The following is a 15,934-nucleotide window of genomic DNA, read 5'->3' as shown; positions in this document are numbered from 1 at the left end:
CCCCCGCAAGAACGATCAAACGCAGCGGCTGAGGCTGCGGTTACTCTGCACCGGTCGATTCCACCGCCGGGATTCCGGGATGGCAGCTGCCGAAAAAGCACTCTGGTTCATCGAAAGCCATTACAGCGAGGAGCTGTCGCTTGGCCGCATCGCCGAGGTGGCGGGGGTGTCGCCGTTTCACCTGGCGCGGCTGTTCCAGACGATGACCGGCTGCTCGGTAGTGCGCTACCTGCGCGGGCGCCGGCTGACCGAAGCGGCCCGCCGGCTGGCCGATGGCGCGCCGGACATCCTGGAGGTGGCGCTGACCAGCGGCTACGGCTCGCACGAGGCCTTCACGCGGGCCTTCGGCGAGCAGTTCGGCCTGAGTCCGGCAGGCGTGCGCGAGCGGGGTTCGGTGGACGGCCTCGCCCTGGTCGAACCCTGGCGCAGCGCCGGCGGTGCCGTCGTGGCGCTGGACGAACCGCGCCTGGAGCACGACGACACGCGCTTCATCGCCGGGCTCGGTTGCCGCTACACGCCGGACACCACGCAGGGCATTCCGGCGCAGTGGCAGCGCCTGTTCCTGCACCACGCGGCGGCGCTGCCGAAACGGCGCACCGCGTTCGGCGTGTTCTGCAACAGCGACGACGAGGGCAACTTCGAATACCTTGCCGGTGTCGACGTGCCCGGTTTCGGCGGCCTCGACCCCGCGCTCGGCACCTTGCGGCTGGCCGCACGCGAGTACGTGGTAGCCACCCATCACGGCCATGTCTCGGCCATCCGCGGCACCTGGCAGGCCTTCGTCGGCGACTGGCTGCCGCGCTCGGGGCTGCAGGTGGCCGACGCTCCCGAGTTCGAGAAATACAGCGCGGACTTCGACGACGCCAGCGGCATCGGCGATGTCGAGATCTGGCTGCCCCTGAAGGCTTGATCGACCCACCCGAGCTCCAACATCGACGAGGATCGCATGACCGCACGTATTCCCTTGATTGCCCTGGCTGCCGCATGGCTGGGTATCTGCACCATGGCGCACGCCGGCGCGGTGGGCGAGATCCATCGGATGGCGCACACGCCCAGCGCGGCGCTCCGCGATGCCCGGCACAGCGACGCGCTGCGCATCACCGTGTGGTATCCCGCCGCCGGCGGTGCCGCCGAGACGCCGTTGCAGATCGGGCCGCCGGAGCATCCGCTGTTCGACGCCGGCCGCGCCGCGGCCGATGCGCCGTTCGCGCCGGGGCGGCACCCGGTGATCCTGTTCTCGCACGGCTTCGGCGGCAGCGCGCGGATGATGGCCTGGTTCGGCACCGCCCTGGCCCGCGCCGGCGACGTGGTGATCGCGGTGGATCACCCCGGCACCAACGGCCGCGACCCGATCACCATGGCTGGCAGCCTGCTGGTGTGGGATCGCGCGGTGGACCTGCGCGTGGCGCTCGACACCGCGAAGGCCGACGCGCAGATCGGCCCGCACCTGGACCTGCAGCGCCTGGGCGTGGCGGGCTTCTCGGCGGGTGGTATCACGGCCCTGCTGAGCGCCGGCGCACGGGTCGATGTCGACCACTACCTCCAGTTCTGCCACGCGCATGCCGCCGACCCGACTTGCGCAGCGCAGGCCGAGGCGCCTGGTCTGACCCTGGCCGCCCGCGAGCAAGCCATGAAGACGCCCGAAATGGCACCTCAGGCGAAACACGCCGGCGACGACTACGCGATCCCCGGCGTCCGCGCGGCCTTCGTGATGGCACCGGGCGGCATCGAGGCGCTCGCCCCGCGCAGCCTGCGTGCGATCGATACGCCGGTGAGCATCCTGCTCGGCGACGCCGATCCGGTGGCGCCGCCGGCCAGCAACGGTGAGCTCGCCGCGAGCCTGCTGCCCCATGCCAGCCTGAAAACCCTGCCCGGCGTCGGCCACTACGATTTCCTCGCCGACTGCACTGCGCTGGGCCGGCAGCGGGAGCCGCTGTGCAAGCACTTTCGGACACCGCAACAACGCACCCACGCCACCGCGATCGCCACGGCCGAGGCGTTCTTCGCGAACCATCTCTGAGCGCACGAACGGGGCCGGCGCGATCGGGAAGCGGTGTCGCTGTTTCCCGGCCCGGACTACATCGGCTTGAGGCAGTTCACCATCCAGCGCTTGCCGAACTGGTCCGTCAGCGCGCCGAAGCGATGGGCCCAGAAGGTCTCCTCCAGCGGCATGGTGACCTCGCCACCGGCGGACAGCGCCCTGAACAGGCGCTCCGCCTGCTCCGGCGTGTCCGGCATGATGTTGACCGTGGTGCTGCCCGCCTCGTGCGGCGGCGGACCGTCCGCGCCCATGATCAGCGCGCCGCCGATTTCCACCTGGGAATGCATGACGTTGGCGCGTGCCGCCTCGGGCATCTGCTCGGCCATGGGCGACTCGCCATAGGTGAAGCGCTGGGTGACCTTGCCGCCGAGCGCGGCGGCGTAGAAATCCATCGCCTCGCGCGCGGTGCCGGGAAAGTTGAGGTACGCGACCAGTTGCATGGGAATCTCCTCGGGTGGGGCCGATGGGGTCGGCGGATCGGTTCAAGGCAAACTGTCCGCCCCCATCCACGACGAACGAACCTGCCACCGATCGACAGGCGGCGTCCTTGCCGCGCGAGCCGGCGCCGGAAATGGTCCCTGATGCCTTCGCGCCCCGGTTTCCGGCTATTTCTCCTGCGCAGCACCAGCCCTCGGCCTGCCGCCAGCCGACGTGTAGCCGTCATCCAGGGTGTGCAGGAAGGCGATGATGTCCTGGATGTCCTGGTCGCTCAGCGGGGGTTGGTCGCCGACATGGCGGTCGAACGGGGCGTCCATGGTGTCCACATTGGCGTGGTAGGCAGCGGGAAGATCGTCGTATAGCGCCGGCCTTCCATCGGCGCCGCGCGGATAGATCTTTTCCGGCGCCACCGCGCGCAAGTTGTAGAAATCCAGCACCTGCCTGAGCGTGCGATAGATGCCGTTATGGAAGAACACCTGGCGGCGGTCGACATTGCGCAGGGTCGGCGTGATGAACATGCCGCAGTACCGGGTCTGCCTGGCCAGGTCGTGGCGGAACGGTCCGCACAGACCCAGGTCGTGGAAGTGCGGATCCCTGTTCATCGGCAGCGCGGTATTGCGCGGTACGCCCAGCGCCTCGTACTGGGTGTCGGTGAACAGCGGCGGCAGGCGGTCGGCGCTGACCTTGCTCAGGTGGCAGGCGGCGCAGTTGCCCTTCTGTGGTTCGTTGAACAGCGTCAGGCCGCGCATTTCCGCAGCGTCCAGTCGCGCCTTGCCCTGTAGCCAGGCGTCGTATTTGCTGGTGAATCGGTGGAACGACGCGTCTTCCGTTTCGAAGCGGCTGATCGCGAACATCGCCTCGGACACCAGCTGATCGGGCTGCTTGAGAATGTCCCGGCCGAACAGCTGCTGGAACTGCCCGCGGTACGGGCTGGCCCCCAGCCTGGCGGCGACCTGCCCGATGCTGGTGTTGGCCATCTCCACCGGATTGAGCATCGGCGCCAGCGCCTGTCGCTGGAACGAAGCGGCGCGGCCGTCCCAGAACAGTCCGCCCATGGGCACCATCGGCACCTTGGCCGGCGCGCTGCCCGCCAACTTCGGCGCGCGCGCGGTCTTGCCGGCGGCACGGGCGAGCGCGGCGAGGTTGACCGGCGCCTCGACCTCGCCGGCATCCGGACCGATGCTGAAGGGCTGTTGCCGGTACAGGTAAGCCAGCGACGGCGGCGGACGGAAGCCGACCTGTCCCATGTGGGTGCCACCCGGCTGCAGCGCCTGGCCGTTGGGCGGGTTGTAGCCGTAGGCCGGGGCGTGGCACGAGGCGCAGGACTGCCGGCCCGATGCCGACAGGGTCGAATCGAAAAACATCAGCCGGCCCAGACGCGCCACCGCGCTCAGCGGGCGGTCCGGCGGCAAGCGCAGCTCGACGGGATCGGGGTTGATGCCACGGCCAGCCGTGGCGGTGGCCAAGGCGGCCGTCGAGGCTTGCGCGTGAGTCGCCCCGGCCAGACCGATCGCTGCGCCGACCACGGCGAGCAGGGCCGGCACCCAGCCGAATGCGCGCGCCGACAGCGGTTGGACCGGGCGCGGAACGGGTGCATTTCGCGCAGCGGACGCGAACTTGAGTCGAAAAGCCATGATGATCGGGAGTGCCCTCGACGACGGAAGCTCCACCGGGCAGGCCCGGCGGAGCGTTGATGGTGATACCGGATCACCGAGCCACAGGCGGGCCCGGAGGGATCACCGCTTGCTCAGTACTGCCAGGGCCGGAGCCAATGGCCGTGACCGCGTCCATGGTGGTGGCCGTGACCATGGCCCGGGTCCGATGACGACACTTCCGTGCCGGTGTCCGGGTCCAGGAACAGCGGCTGGGTGGCAAAGGCGCGGCCGTGGCTGAAGTCGAACATGCCCATGATGCTGCCGGCAGCGGCGTCGTTCGAACCGTCGCCGAGACGCTCGCCATGCAGCCAGTTGTCCTCGATGAAGCGGACCACCGACGACTGCGTCAGGCGATTGCTGGCCACGTAGTTGCTGCGCGCATACGGCGAGAGGACCAGGAACGGGATGCGGGTACCCGGGCCGCAGCGGCCGTTGACCACCTTGCCGTCGACGCCTTTGCCGGGCATGGCCTGCGCGCTGGTGCAGATGCCGGCCCCGTTGAGCTGGTCGGCGGTCGGATCCGACGACGAGGTGGTCGGCGCGGCGTAGCGATGGTCGTACCAGCCGTCGGAATCGTCATAGGTGATGATGATGGCCGTGTCCTTCCACTCCGGCTGGCTCTGGATGAAGTTCACCAGCTGCACCAGATACGCTTGCTCGTCGAGCGGATCCGAATTGCCCGGATGCGCATCGCCGACGGCCGGTGACTTGATGTAGCTCACGGCCGGGAAGTTGCCGCTCTTCACCGCGTGGTAGAAGTCTTCCAGATCGTATGCGTGGTTCACCGGTGCACCGGTGCTGTCCTTCGGGTCGGCGTGACCGACATAGGCCGGCGAGGTCGGGCGCTCGTGCGTCGGGTTGGCCGTGGACGCGTAGTACTGGAACCACGCATGGTGCGGGATGTAGTCGGTCTTGTTGCCGCCGAGCACGTTGGAGTAGGTGCTGCGGGCGCAACCGGTGCTGCCGTTGTCGTTCACGGCACTCAGGTCGAAGCCGCCCATGAAACTGCCCCAGCTGATGTGGCTGGCATTGAGCAGGTTGCCGATGTTCTTCGAGGTCATCTCCACGGATTTTTTCGCGTTGGAGCAGATGTCGAAGGCCGGATCGGGATCGCCGGTCACGGTGTAGCCGCCCTGGCCGTCGGGCGTCACGCCGCTCGGCGCGACGCCGTTCGGGATGACCGCGCCGGCAGTGGTGCCGGAGACGACGTGCAGCGCACCCGGCGTCGACGGACCGTAGGTGTCGGTGTAGGTGTTGTCGTTCATGGCGAAGCGCTGTGCGTAATTCCACAACGCGGTCACCGTGTTGCCGTCGTAATAGCCCATCACCAGGCCCGGCGTGCCGAACGTTCCGGTGCTGCTGACCGTGTTGTTGCCGGTATACAGCGGGAAGAGGTCGGCCTTGCCGTTGTCGTAGGCCTTTTGCTCGGCGGTGTAGCCGTGGTTCTGACCTTCGGTGTTCGCCTGGGTGCGATCCAGACGGAATGGATTGACCGCGTTCACCCCGTTGGCCGCGTTGAGCTTGTTCGGGTTCGCGTTGAGCAGGCGGGCATCCAGGCCCTCGACCGGCGGCGTGAACGGCCGCGCATGGAACGCCGGTTCACCGGCGGGGTTGGCGGCGTGCGGATAGGTGGCGAAGTAGTGATCGAACGAGCGGTTCTCGTCGAAGATCACCACCAGATGCTTGATCGGCGTGGCGGTCCGGGCACCACCATGCGACGCCGCCGGGCCGAACGATGCCGGGGTGTTGCCCGGGCCTGGGGGCGCGCCGACCTGGGCCGAGGCGGCAAACGCAAAACTCATGACGGCAATGGATGCCGGCAGCAGCGCCTTGCGGAACATGGAAAGACTGAGCATGAAGAGACTCCTTGTAGAGAAGCGAAAATGCCGGCCATGAACGGACCGAAAGTGCGCGGATTCCCCCGAAGCCGGATCGGATGCAGCACGACACGGCTCCCCGATCCCGCACAATTCAAGCACCCGAAGATGAACATTCGAGGACAAACACGGCCTGATTTTTCGCAAGAGCCTGCGCGCGACGGAGTGGCATCGTCGTCCGGAAAACGGGGGGCATCGACCCCGCCTCGTGCTGCCGTCTGGTCGAGAGCGCGCGGCAGCGCAACGGCAAGCGGAAGGCTCAAGGCCACCGCGCATGCAGCAACGCTACCGGTGGCGGGCGGTCACGAAAGCGGCCAACCATGCCGTTGCATGCCGCATCAAGGCACGACGGTCGATCTCATGGAAAGGGCACCCTGCGCGAACAAGTCAGACGCGTGCGCAAAGGTCTGACCCTTGCGCGCAAAGCCCGCGACCTCCATGCACCACCCTGGCAACCCCGTACGCCAGCAGAAAACTCCGAAGCGCAAGGCCCGGAACCTCGGATCGCAAGGTCGCGGGCGTTGCGCCCGAAGGTCCGGGCGAGGTCCGCAAGGCGTGGAGGGTTGCGCGCAGCGCTCCGGGTGTTGTGCGCGAAGTGGGGAGGCCTCGCGTCCGCAGGTGCAAGGCTTGCACGCAAGCCAGCGGACCTTGCCCGTCGGCTCGACGGAGCCGGGCGCCCGAAGCAGCACGAGGCCCGGGCGCCTGCCGGGAAGGGGCCCTGGCCCGCTATGCGTCGGCCAGCGCCCAGTCCACCGCAGCCTGCGCGTGCAGCTCGGTGGTGTCGAACAGCGGTACCGCGGCATCGCCGGCGTCCAGCAGCAGCGCGAGCTCGGTGCAGCCCAGGATGATGCCCTCGGCGCCCTGCGCCACCAGCGCGGCCATCACGCGGCGGTAGTCGTCGCGCGAGCCGGCGAGCACGAGGCCCTGGCACAGCTCCTCGTAGATCACCCGGTGCACCATCGCGCGGCCGTCCGCATCCGGCAGCAGCACGTCCAGCCCCTGTTGCCGCAGGCGCTCGACGTAGAACGGCTGCTCCATGGTGAAGCGCGTGCCGAGCAGGCCGACCCGCCGCACGCCGGCCCGGCGCACCGCCGCGGCGGTGGCGTCGACCACATGCAGCAGCGGGATCTGCACCGCCGACTCGATCGCCGGCGCCACCTTGTGCATGGTGTTGGCGCAGATCAGCAGCGCCCCCGCGCCCGCCGCCTGCAGCCCGCGGGCCGCCTGCGCCAGCTGGGCGCCGGCGGTGTCCCAGTCGCCCGCGCGCTGCAACTGCTCGATGCCGGCAAAGTCCACGCTGTGCAGCAACAGCGACGCCGAATGCAGCCCACCCAGCCGCGCCTTCACCGCCTGGTTGATCAGCCGGTAATACGACGCCGTCGACTCCCAGCTCATGCCGCCGATCAAGCCGATGGTTTTCATCACGTGTTCTCCGACAGGTTGGCCCGATGGATCACAGCAGCTGCGGCGAAACGATTCAAGGCGATTCAAGGGGACGGAGGGATCGTTCGCATTTGATCTCCTTCATCCCGCTTTCCAGGTCCGTATTCCACGTCCCTGCTTCACAACGAAACAGGGGTCAGTGGCGCCTTTTGTGAAGACGCGTCCTGACCCCTGCGTTGTGTTGCCGCTTTCGCCTATTGGATAAGCGTCGATTCCCTCACGCCCGCTTCTCCCTTCTTGGCATCCACGACATGCAGGGCGGAACCGGCAGCCCACATGCCCATCTTCACTTCCTGCCACACGTAGTAGATCTGCCCGGCCAGCATGTCGATGGTGACCGAGGAGTCCTTCTCCGTCTTCGACGTGACGGTATGCGGACCTGGCGGCAGCTGCTTCTCGATGTAGGTCTTCGACGCGGTGTCGCCAACCGATACGTTGTCGATCAGCACCGGCATCTTGATCGCAGCGCCAAACGTTTCATTGCGATAGATGTAGACAGTCGCCTTGTCTGCGGCCGGAGTGAACGTCTTCGCTTGCGCGTCCTGGCTCTTGCTCGCCATCGGGACGCTTGCGCAGCCCGTCATGACCAGTACACCAAGCAGCGCCGAAAGCGCCAATATTTTCTTGAACATGGTTCCCCCTGATGGTCTTCGAATGCCGTTGCCCCGCACAGTCATCCACTGTCGCAGGCAAGCATGCCATCTTCCGCATCGCTTCCCTGCAACGGAGATTCCCATGGGGTACTGAATCGCCGCTTGAATCCCCTGCGGCGGCCACAAACTTATCCGACAAATCGGGCAAAAGCCAGATCCTTCTGCGGGAACGCAGCAGAGAACATATGGCGCCGAGTCCATCGACTCCATTTCGTCTTCCTGGCTTTAGTGTCACGGGGTGGAACAAGGTGCCAGGGTGAGGCGGCCCGGGGTTCTGACAAACGGGTGACCGGTTGGCTTGCCGCCGATCGGTCGCGGCGATCAAGCCGCGCATTCCGGTATCAGCACGGACAGGTCGGTGGCGCCGACATCGACGCCGAGCTGGCTGAACAAGGTGGTGACCTGTCCGCGATGATGGGTCTGATGGTTGAAGACATGACGCAGCACCAGCCCGCCCGGCTTGGTGTGCGACTCGCCGGCGCTGTTGGTGTAGCTCAGCGGCTGCGCATACAGCGCGTCGGTGGCTTCGCGGGTGAACGCGACGATCGCCGCATCCAGCGCCTCACGGTCGGCACGCAGCGGGGCGAAGTCGGGAAACGTGATGCCGCGGACCAGCGCGGGCAGCGGCACGGCGCGCACGTAGTCCAGCGACGCCAGTCCGGGCATGGCGGCGGCGAAGCGCTTCAGCCAGTGCGTGTCGGCGGCGAGGATGTGCGCCAGCGTGGCCAGGATCGAGCCGAAGAACGCGCCCCGATCCGCCCGCAGTTCCGCCTCGTCCAGATCCGCCGCTGCGGCGTAGAGACGCACATTCATCCACTGGTTGTAGCGGGCCATCAGTTCGAAGTCGGGCTTGAGGGACATCGGGTGCTTCACGCAAGTGGGACAAGGACGCGAGGGTAGCCATCTCGACTGGCTGCCGCCAACTCCGTCACCGGGCCATGATTCGGGCTTGATCACCCGCCCCCTTTGTCGCAGGAGTGCAATTTGTCCGTGACAACCTGCTCGGGACCCGGTTTCGCTGCATTATCCTGCCGGCCCGTCCTCCGCCTTCTGCGCGAGTTCCCTGATCCTGAGCACGCGCATCTGTTCGGACTTCCTGAGTCCTTCGCGCGCCTCCCTGATCACTTCGTGGGCCAGGTTCTGGCTGGTGTGATGCCGCTTCGCGTCGATCGCGGCATCCAGTCGTTGCTGGGCGGCCTTGATCGCCTTGTCGACGCGGTAGAGGGGACCGTGCGGGTTCGTGGTCAGCGGTGGGTCGTAGCTTTTCGTCATGGCATTTCTTCGTGATCAGGACGGCACGATAACCCGGTTGCCCCCGCGCCGCACGCGCATCGGCGTTACCCGCCGGGACCGGCAACCGGATCGGATTCGCTTGCTCTGCTGAATCAAGTGAACCCGGCCTCGTTCCTCGTCGCGCCCGATCAGGTTCGGTCGCCGCGATCGACGAATTCCCAGACCTTGGATATCACCACCGATCCCTCGCCGACCGCCGAAGCAACACGCTTGACCGATCCGCTGCGCACGTCGCCCACCGCAAAAATGCCCGGCAGCGAGGCGGCGAAGGGCGAGCTCGCGCCCACCGCCTCGCCGGTGAGCACGAAGCCCTTGTCGTCCAGCTTGACCAGATCCGACAGCCAGTCGGTATTGGGGGCGGCACCGACCATGATGAAGAGCGCGCGAGTCGGCACCGTTTCCTCGCTCCCGCCCGCAGTGCGGCGGATCGTCACCGCCTCCAGATGGTCGCCGCCATGCAGCGCGCTGACTTCGGCACCGTATTCGATCGTGATCGTCGGCTCCGCTTCGAGCCGGCTCGACAGGTAACTCGACATCGATGCCGCCAACGATCGACCGCGCACCAGCAGGCGCACCCGGCTCGCCGTGCGGCTGAGGAACATCGCCGCCTGGCCGGCCGAATTGCCGCCGCCGATGATGATCGCCTCCGTCCCCTTGCTGTAGCGGGCCTCGATTTCGGTCGCCGCGTAATAGACGCCGGCACCCTCGAACTCGACCAGCCGCTCGATCGGCAGCCGGCGATACTGCACGCCGGTCGCCACCACGATGGCCCTGGCCCGAATCCGCTTGCCGTTGTCGAAGGTGGCGCAGAAGCTGCCGCCCTCCAGCACCTCGAGCTGCGCGACGCGGCGCGGCATGGCGAAACGCGTGCCGAACTTCATCGCCTGGATTTCGCCGCGCCACACCAGGTCGGCGCCGGAGATACCGGTGGGGAAACCCATGTAGTTTTCGATCCGGCTCGATGTCCCCGCCTGGCCGCCAATCGCGATGTCCTCGGTCACCAGCGCGCAAAGCCCCTCGGCACCCGCATAGACCCCGGCCGCCACACCGGCCGGCCCGCCGCCGACGATCAGCACGTCGAAATCCTCGTCGTCGACCAGATCCAGGTTGAGTCCGAGCAGACGCGCGACCTTGTCCGGCGTCGGCTGGTCGACGATCGTGTCCCGCCCAAAAATGACCGCGGCGCGACCCGGCGCAAGCGAACACGAAGCGGCCACCGCAGTCGCTTCGGCGCTGCCAAGCTCGAACGAGCTGTAGGGAATGCGATTGCGAGTGGCGAATTCAGCGATGTAGCGGACATCGCGATCGAGCTCCTCGCCGATCAGCACCAGCGCACTATCGCGCTGCTCGATCTGCCGGCGGCGGCGCGCGGAGAACACCGTGATGATGATGTCCGACATCTCCGGAATCTGCGACATCAGCGTCAGCATCGCGGCGCGCGGCACCTCGATCACGGACGTATCCCGCACGGCGCGCATCGGCATGGAGAAGGTACCGCCGTTGAGGAACGATATCTCGCCCATGAACTGGGTCGGCCCCAGCGTCGATGGCAGATGACGCTCGTCTGTATAGGCGTTGACGACCTCGATTTCGCCATCGACCACATAGACGAAGCGATCGGCCAGTTGTCCCTGGCGCGCGACATAGGTGCCGGCCGCGTAGACCGTCTCGGTGCCTGCCTCACGCAACGCAGCAACGTGCGCGGGTGCCAGCGGGGTGCGCTGCATCACTCGCAAATCGTGGCCGATGGACTCCATGGAAGCTGCCTCTTCGATGCGTTCCAGCACGTCGCCAACCGAATGGACGGCTTCCGGGGAAATCGCATCGGGGCGATCATAACGCTGCCGATGGGGATGACGCTCGCGTCGTGAAGGTCGGTGAAACCGGGGCCGGGTCCACTTTTCCAGGAAAGCGCACCCGGACCCATGTTTCCGGAACCGCGTTGATGAATCACCATGCCAACGGACGAGGAAATGCTCCCCGACACCTTCCCGGGCTGGATGAATGCGCCCTGGAAGACAGCTCGCATGACAACGCAACGCGCGGTCGGATTTCAGGCGTTGGCCAAGGTCGGCACCTGCTTTCCGGTCGCCCTGGCTGGCCACGGATCGGCCCAACCGGGTATATCCATCAGGCGATCGAGCCAGCGCGCGACATGCGGGAAATCGGCGAACGGCATGTCCGCATGGCGCCACTCGCAGGCCATCGACGCCAGCTGAAAATCGGCCAGGGTAAGCCGGTCGCAGGCCACGAAATCGCGCTGCTCAAGATGGTTGTCCAGCACGGCGGCGAGTTTCCTCAGCTCCGGCATCGTGGCCGTCAGTTCCGAGCAGTCCGGTTCACCGAGGTGGAAGGTCGGTTTGATGACATGCTCGAAGTAGAACGGCCCGACCGCGCGCGACCAGTGATTGTCGTTCCACGACAGCCAGCGCAGTATCTCGATCTGCTCGGCGGGATGTTGCACCGGCCACATGTCCGAGCCGGTCTTGGCGCATAGGTAGGCCATGATCGCGGACGATTCCCACAGCGTGACATCGCCATCCACCATGGTCGGCGCCTTGCCATTGGGGTTGAGCGCAAGGTATGACGGACTCTTCAGCCCGCCTGCCCGCAGATCGACTTCGATGCACTCCGCATCGATACCCAGATGCTTGATCAGCGCCAGCACGCGACGCGGTGCCTGGGCCTTGATCCAGTAAATCTTCATGTTCATTCTCCGGTTCGGGGATTACCGGTGATCGAGCATACGCAGCGGCAGAATATGTTAAAGAACATATTCAGCGGCCCTGCTATATCTGGCAACCGGAGGTCACCGCACCATGCCCTACAGTTCCGAACATGCCGTGCAGACGCGCGCCCGCATCATCGAGTCCGCGCGCCGCCTGTTCAATCGCCGCGGTTTCGAACAGGTCACCATCGATCAGATCATGGCCGCCGCCGGATTGACCCGCGGCGCGTTCTACCATCACTTCCAGAGCAAGAACGAACTGTATGCGTCCGCCGTCGCGAGCTTCGTCACGTGCAATCCATTCGCCATCAAGACGGCTGGCGCGGCGAAAAACCTGCGCGACCCGCGAGGGCTGGCCCGGATGCTGGTGGAGCTCTATCTGAGTGACGAGGCGCTGGAGAACATCGACCTGCACTGCCCGCTCTACGCCCTGCCGTCGGACGTCGCACGTGCGGGCCTGAAGCCGCAAGAGGCCTATACCGACCTGATCCGGGGCATGGGCCATATCTACCGCACGGCACTCGAGGGTGTCCGCGATGCCGGCCGGCGCGCCGAGACGATCGTGGCCCTGTGCGTGGGCGGGATGGTGCTCGCACGCACCACCAACGATCCGGGTCTGCGCAAGTCGCTGCGCGCAGCGGCCAGGCACCAGGCGCTGGCGCTGCTGAAGGTGGAGCCCGGGTAGCCGCTGACGCACGGTGCCCAGGTACGATCCGGGCGGGCCGACTTTCATCGAAAATGGCACTCCGCGGGAACGAGCCAGACTTGTGCGCGAAGTGGAGAAGCCTCGCATCCGGAGCTGGGAGGCTTGCACGCGGGCCAGCGGACCTCGCCTGCGGTTCGACGGAGCTGGCGTCCGAAGCTTCACGAGAACCTGTTGCATGCAAGGAAGGGGCACTGACCCGTTTGGTCTGGCTCGCCCCGAAACCGTCCCTGACGCCATGCGCGTGACCTGACCAGGATCAGGACGGCCATCGCGCCGCCCGGGGAACATGCAATCTCGCAACACCACAACGATTTGCATGAAACGAGGCCAGACGATGGAATTCCATATCGCGCTCACGCAGGCGTGCCCCGGCCCCGACGTCATTCAGGACGTCATGTTCGATATCGATCCGAACGCGGTCGTCGATCTCGACATGAGCGGCCTGGTGATGCGGATATCCTCCTACGTGACGGTGACGGACCTGATCGAGGTGCTGCGCCAGAGCGGCTGGACCGTGGCGCCGGAACAGGTCGTGCAGTTGCCGACCATATGCTGCGGCGGCTGCTCCGGATGAAGCGGAACCGGTCCGGCGGCCCGCCGGACCAGGGCGGATAGGTGTCAGGGACAAATTCGCCGCACCCGGCTAGCCCGCCATGGGGCGTCCCGATAGCGTCCCTGACACCGTCCTGCTCAGCCCTGTGGCGGGACGGCCGCGGGATCCATCCACATCACTTCCCAGATATGACCGTCCGGATCCTCGAAACTGCGACCGTACATGAAGCCAAGGTCCTGCACGGGCGTGGGGTCCGCCTTGCCGCCGGCAGCACGTGCCCTGTCGACCAGGCTGGACACCTCGTCGCGATCATCCGCCGACAGGCACAGCAGTACCTGGGCGTCCACGTGCGCATCGACGATCCGCTTGCTGGTGAACTGGCGCCACTTCTCATGCGTGAGAAGCATCGCGTGAATCGTGTCGGAGAACACCATGCACGCGGCGGTATCGTCACTGAAGGCGGGATTGTTGACCGCGCCCACCGTCTCGTAGAACGCCCTTGACCGCTGCAGGTCGGTCACCGGCAGGTTGATGAAGATCGGCTTGCTCATCATTTCTTCCTTTGGATGCAAGCCGCGGCAGGATCGCCGTGGCCTGTTGTCGACGAGCGGGAAGGAGGGAAATCGACAAGCGCCGCAAGAGGCGTGGCCGATCAACCTCGGGCCATCTCGACATGATCCCGTTCCTGTTGGCGTGCCGGGATGAATAACGTGGGGAAACCTCAGGGTCTGACGCGGTCACGCCATGCTACGAAGCTAGACATGACCCCATGTCTTGTTGCTGGTTATTCTGGCGCCGGCAGCACCCGGCCAACATGCGGACCATCCTGCGTGCCTTCAGTCAACCAAAACCGGACGCCATAGGCACCTGCATGGTGATGCACGTAATAAGCCGTTCCCTTCTTGGCATCAATCTCGAAATGCGCCGATGCGGTCAGTCCGGTGTGCTGGTAGAGCACCCTGAATCGGTGAGTGCCAGGCATCAGGTAAACATCGTTCGGCAATTTCCGGACTTCCCAGTCACTATTGCTCTGCTCACCGTCCACGGACGTAATGAATAGATAGTGCCCATCCGAATGCAGGAGCGTTCCTGCGGGGTCCGAAAGAGCGATCAGATGGGCCATGTGTGCCAGTTCCGCGTTCGGCGGCACAAACCGACGCACATCGGGCGAGCAGGCGGTCAACACAAGCAACAAGATACAAAGCAGGTTTTTCATCAGGGTCTCCGGATGCCGACGCTCAAGGGCTGACGTATCGGACGTCGAACCGGCCAATGGGGTATGTCCGAATATCCAGCTGGCTGCCCCAACCGAAGTTGATCCGGGTTATCGATGTGTCCGGGTGCGAGTTATCGGCTGCTACCAGCGCATAGTCAGCGTCAGCACCGGGCACCGTCACGTCAAGCGTCATTGAGAGCGGCGTGAAACTGTGTGCACCCTCCACAGAATATTCATATCCGTCCGGCGACGGGTTGATCACCTGTCCATCCTTCGTCAGCACACGAACGACGGGAACCGCTATGCGTTTGTCGAAGCCGAGGCACGCACAATAGGAGGTGACCTTCAGATGAAGAGTGCCGTGCACGGGCGTCAAGCGATACAGGCGGTAATAGGAACTACCTTGTGTCAGTTCCACCACTGGTGCGCCTGCCCCCAGTTCGCCCTTGACGGGTTGGATGCCTAGCAGGGGCGCGTCGCTCTTGAGCTCTACTGCCGCCAACGGAACCGGCTCGGCATGTAACAGATGGCCCATAACGTCTTGGGTGGGGGGTACCGCGGCGCAGCCGGAGAGGATCAGAGCCGGGATAAAAGGCCACCAGATTTTCATGCATGCGTCCTTGGTTGTATTCCGCCAGAAAAGAAGGCCGAAAAGAGACATAGATTCACGTCTTGGTGCTCACAACAAGCGGGTCCACAAAGCGGGCCAGAGGCACTTTTTTGGAGCACCCTGCTGACACCGGCAGCGAAATGATCAGCCGTTCCACACATTGCTTCATTGGCCGGCACCCGGCGTCCGGTCGTGGTATGTCGCCACCAGCTGAGCACCAACAGACGGCTTCACCAGGCCGAGGTTTGTACCGATTTGCATGATGCCGGCGTAGGCCGCGAAGCTGGTACCTATGACGACGTAGTAGGTCTTGCCGGATTTGAAGTCACTGTTGAAGGCCACCTCGCGCAGCGCACTGAGCCGGTTCCAGTGCGCCAGGATGTCATGGCGGCCTGGAGTGGCTGCAAAGCGGACATACGTTTCCCGACGGAGTGAACCTTTCTGGACGCCGTCGAGTCGCACGTTCGCCGGCCAGGCCATGCCGGCACCGCTCGTATCACGCATGACATAGACCGTGGCCTGTCCATCGTAGATCGAGCCCTGAGATGCATAAGCCGACGCATCGGCGACGACAAATGGCTTGGTGGCGCAACCACTGAACGCGGCCAAAAGCAGGCCGACAACAAGAATTCTCATACCCCCTCCTGTGAGTAGCACCAATAAAAGCGGGACGTGGCTGATCAGTAACCCGTCCCCTTCCACCCCCGCTTTCAGTAGTGGT

Annotated in this window: 17 protein-coding genes; 4 read left to right on the top strand and 13 right to left on the bottom strand. The window is 65.5% G+C overall.

Annotated features, from left to right (window positions below):
- The first annotated feature begins 79 nt into the window (after positions 1-79).
- Together ACFPPA_RS13750 and ACFPPA_RS13745 are read left to right on the top strand one after the other, a co-directional pair.
- Positions 80-910: an AraC family transcriptional regulator gene (locus tag ACFPPA_RS13750; RefSeq protein ID WP_377320860.1), complete on the top strand. Its 831-nt coding sequence runs from the start codon at positions 80-82 to the stop codon at positions 908-910.
- A gap of 36 nt (positions 911-946) precedes the next feature.
- A complete protein-coding gene (locus ACFPPA_RS13745) occupies positions 947-2,020 on the top strand; it encodes an alpha/beta hydrolase family protein (protein WP_377320858.1) in 1,074 nt (357 codons plus the stop codon).
- A 56-nt stretch (positions 2,021-2,076) separates the two neighbouring features.
- Here the strand turns inward: ACFPPA_RS13745 and ACFPPA_RS13740 are convergent, their stop codons facing one another.
- From ACFPPA_RS13740 to ACFPPA_RS13700, 9 genes are all read right to left on the bottom strand, one after another.
- Positions 2,077-2,481: a VOC family protein gene (locus ACFPPA_RS13740; protein ID WP_377320856.1), complete on the bottom strand. Its 405-nt coding sequence runs from the start codon at positions 2,479-2,481 to the stop codon at positions 2,077-2,079.
- Positions 2,482-2,646: 165 nt separating this feature from the next.
- Positions 2,647-4,113, bottom strand: coding sequence for a cytochrome-c peroxidase (locus tag ACFPPA_RS13735; RefSeq protein ID WP_377320854.1), 1,467 nt, complete (start codon positions 4,111-4,113; stop codon positions 2,647-2,649).
- 113 nt (positions 4,114-4,226) lie between these two features.
- Positions 4,227-5,990, bottom strand: a complete 1,764-nt coding sequence (locus ACFPPA_RS13730; RefSeq protein ID WP_377320852.1) for a phospholipase C — start codon at positions 5,988-5,990, stop codon at positions 4,227-4,229.
- 747 nt (positions 5,991-6,737) lie between these two features.
- Positions 6,738-7,433 carry an aspartate/glutamate racemase family protein gene (locus ACFPPA_RS13725; protein WP_377320850.1) on the bottom strand — a complete coding sequence of 232 codons (696 nt, stop codon included), beginning with the start codon at positions 7,431-7,433 and terminating at the stop codon, positions 6,738-6,740.
- A gap of 215 nt (positions 7,434-7,648) precedes the next feature.
- Positions 7,649-8,086, bottom strand: a complete 438-nt coding sequence (locus ACFPPA_RS13720) for a DUF2846 domain-containing protein (protein WP_377320848.1) — start codon at positions 8,084-8,086, stop codon at positions 7,649-7,651.
- Positions 8,087-8,428: 342 nt separating this feature from the next.
- Positions 8,429-8,968, bottom strand: a complete 540-nt coding sequence (locus ACFPPA_RS13715) for a DinB family protein (RefSeq protein WP_377320846.1) — start codon at positions 8,966-8,968, stop codon at positions 8,429-8,431.
- 162 nt (positions 8,969-9,130) lie between these two features.
- Positions 9,131-9,379: a hypothetical protein gene (locus ACFPPA_RS13710; RefSeq protein ID WP_377320844.1), complete on the bottom strand. Its 249-nt coding sequence runs from the start codon at positions 9,377-9,379 to the stop codon at positions 9,131-9,133.
- Positions 9,380-9,528: 149 nt separating this feature from the next.
- Positions 9,529-11,505: an FAD-dependent oxidoreductase gene (locus ACFPPA_RS13705; RefSeq protein WP_377320842.1), complete on the bottom strand. Its 1,977-nt coding sequence runs from the start codon at positions 11,503-11,505 to the stop codon at positions 9,529-9,531.
- Complete coding sequence (locus ACFPPA_RS13700) at positions 11,454-12,107, bottom strand: glutathione S-transferase family protein (protein ID WP_377320840.1); 654 nt, start codon at positions 12,105-12,107, stop codon at positions 11,454-11,456. Before ACFPPA_RS13700 ends, ACFPPA_RS13705 begins: the two co-directional genes overlap by 52 nt.
- Positions 12,108-12,219: 112 nt before the next feature.
- Between ACFPPA_RS13700 and ACFPPA_RS13695 the strand changes: the two genes are divergently transcribed.
- Positions 12,220-12,813, top strand: a complete 594-nt coding sequence (locus tag ACFPPA_RS13695) for a TetR/AcrR family transcriptional regulator (RefSeq protein ID WP_377320838.1) — start codon at positions 12,220-12,222, stop codon at positions 12,811-12,813.
- Between the two features lie 355 nt (positions 12,814-13,168).
- Entirely contained in the window at positions 13,169-13,408 is a 240-nt protein-coding gene (locus ACFPPA_RS13690; RefSeq protein ID WP_377320836.1) for a hypothetical protein, read from the top strand.
- A 116-nt stretch (positions 13,409-13,524) separates the two neighbouring features.
- Here ACFPPA_RS13690 and ACFPPA_RS13685 read toward each other — a convergent pair whose 3' ends face one another.
- From ACFPPA_RS13685 to ACFPPA_RS13670, 4 genes are all read right to left on the bottom strand, one after another.
- Positions 13,525-13,938: a VOC family protein gene (locus ACFPPA_RS13685; protein ID WP_377320834.1), complete on the bottom strand. Its 414-nt coding sequence runs from the start codon at positions 13,936-13,938 to the stop codon at positions 13,525-13,527.
- A gap of 233 nt (positions 13,939-14,171) precedes the next feature.
- On the bottom strand, positions 14,172-14,603 hold the full coding sequence (locus ACFPPA_RS13680; protein ID WP_377320832.1) for a hypothetical protein: 432 nt from the start codon (positions 14,601-14,603) through the stop codon (positions 14,172-14,174).
- Between the two features lie 22 nt (positions 14,604-14,625).
- Positions 14,626-15,213 (bottom strand): hypothetical protein, encoded by a 588-nt coding sequence (locus tag ACFPPA_RS13675; protein WP_377320830.1) that lies wholly within the window; start codon positions 15,211-15,213, stop codon positions 14,626-14,628.
- Between the two features lie 165 nt (positions 15,214-15,378).
- Complete coding sequence (locus ACFPPA_RS13670; protein ID WP_377320828.1) at positions 15,379-15,849, bottom strand: DUF2846 domain-containing protein; 471 nt, start codon at positions 15,847-15,849, stop codon at positions 15,379-15,381.
- Positions 15,850-15,934: the final 85 nt, after the last annotated feature.

The sequence above is a fragment of the Rhodanobacter ginsengisoli genome (assembly GCF_042657065.1).
Taxonomy (GTDB): Bacteria; Pseudomonadota; Gammaproteobacteria; order Xanthomonadales; family Rhodanobacteraceae; genus Rhodanobacter; species Rhodanobacter ginsengisoli.
Note: the sequence above shows the minus strand (reverse complement) of the source record. Positions and strands in the feature narration are given on the sequence as shown.

What these genes read in the sequence shown, in the direction of transcription:
- ACFPPA_RS13750 (WP_377320860.1), top strand. Translation starts at nt 80, where the DNA reads ATGGCAGCTGCCGAAAAAGCACTCTGGTTCATCGAAAGCCATTACAGC.
- ACFPPA_RS13745 (WP_377320858.1), top strand. Translation starts at nt 947, where the DNA reads ATGACCGCACGTATTCCCTTGATTGCCCTGGCTGCCGCATGGCTGGGT.
- ACFPPA_RS13740 (WP_377320856.1), bottom strand. Translation starts at nt 2,481, where the DNA reads ATGCAACTGGTCGCGTACCTCAACTTTCCCGGCACCGCGCGCGAGGCG.
- ACFPPA_RS13735 (WP_377320854.1), bottom strand. Translation starts at nt 4,113, where the DNA reads ATGGCTTTTCGACTCAAGTTCGCGTCCGCTGCGCGAAATGCACCCGTT.
- ACFPPA_RS13730 (WP_377320852.1), bottom strand. Translation starts at nt 5,990, where the DNA reads ATGCTCAGTCTTTCCATGTTCCGCAAGGCGCTGCTGCCGGCATCCATT.
- ACFPPA_RS13725 (WP_377320850.1), bottom strand. Translation starts at nt 7,433, where the DNA reads ATGAAAACCATCGGCTTGATCGGCGGCATGAGCTGGGAGTCGACGGCG.
- ACFPPA_RS13720 (WP_377320848.1), bottom strand. Translation starts at nt 8,086, where the DNA reads ATGTTCAAGAAAATATTGGCGCTTTCGGCGCTGCTTGGTGTACTGGTC.
- ACFPPA_RS13715 (WP_377320846.1), bottom strand. Translation starts at nt 8,968, where the DNA reads ATGTCCCTCAAGCCCGACTTCGAACTGATGGCCCGCTACAACCAGTGG.
- ACFPPA_RS13710 (WP_377320844.1), bottom strand. Translation starts at nt 9,379, where the DNA reads ATGACGAAAAGCTACGACCCACCGCTGACCACGAACCCGCACGGTCCC.
- ACFPPA_RS13700 (WP_377320840.1), bottom strand. Translation starts at nt 12,107, where the DNA reads ATGAAGATTTACTGGATCAAGGCCCAGGCACCGCGTCGCGTGCTGGCG.
- ACFPPA_RS13695 (WP_377320838.1), top strand. Translation starts at nt 12,220, where the DNA reads ATGCCCTACAGTTCCGAACATGCCGTGCAGACGCGCGCCCGCATCATC.
- ACFPPA_RS13690 (WP_377320836.1), top strand. Translation starts at nt 13,169, where the DNA reads ATGGAATTCCATATCGCGCTCACGCAGGCGTGCCCCGGCCCCGACGTC.
- ACFPPA_RS13685 (WP_377320834.1), bottom strand. Translation starts at nt 13,938, where the DNA reads ATGAGCAAGCCGATCTTCATCAACCTGCCGGTGACCGACCTGCAGCGG.
- ACFPPA_RS13680 (WP_377320832.1), bottom strand. Translation starts at nt 14,603, where the DNA reads ATGAAAAACCTGCTTTGTATCTTGTTGCTTGTGTTGACCGCCTGCTCG.
- ACFPPA_RS13675 (WP_377320830.1), bottom strand. Translation starts at nt 15,213, where the DNA reads ATGAAAATCTGGTGGCCTTTTATCCCGGCTCTGATCCTCTCCGGCTGC.
- ACFPPA_RS13670 (WP_377320828.1), bottom strand. Translation starts at nt 15,849, where the DNA reads ATGAGAATTCTTGTTGTCGGCCTGCTTTTGGCCGCGTTCAGTGGTTGC.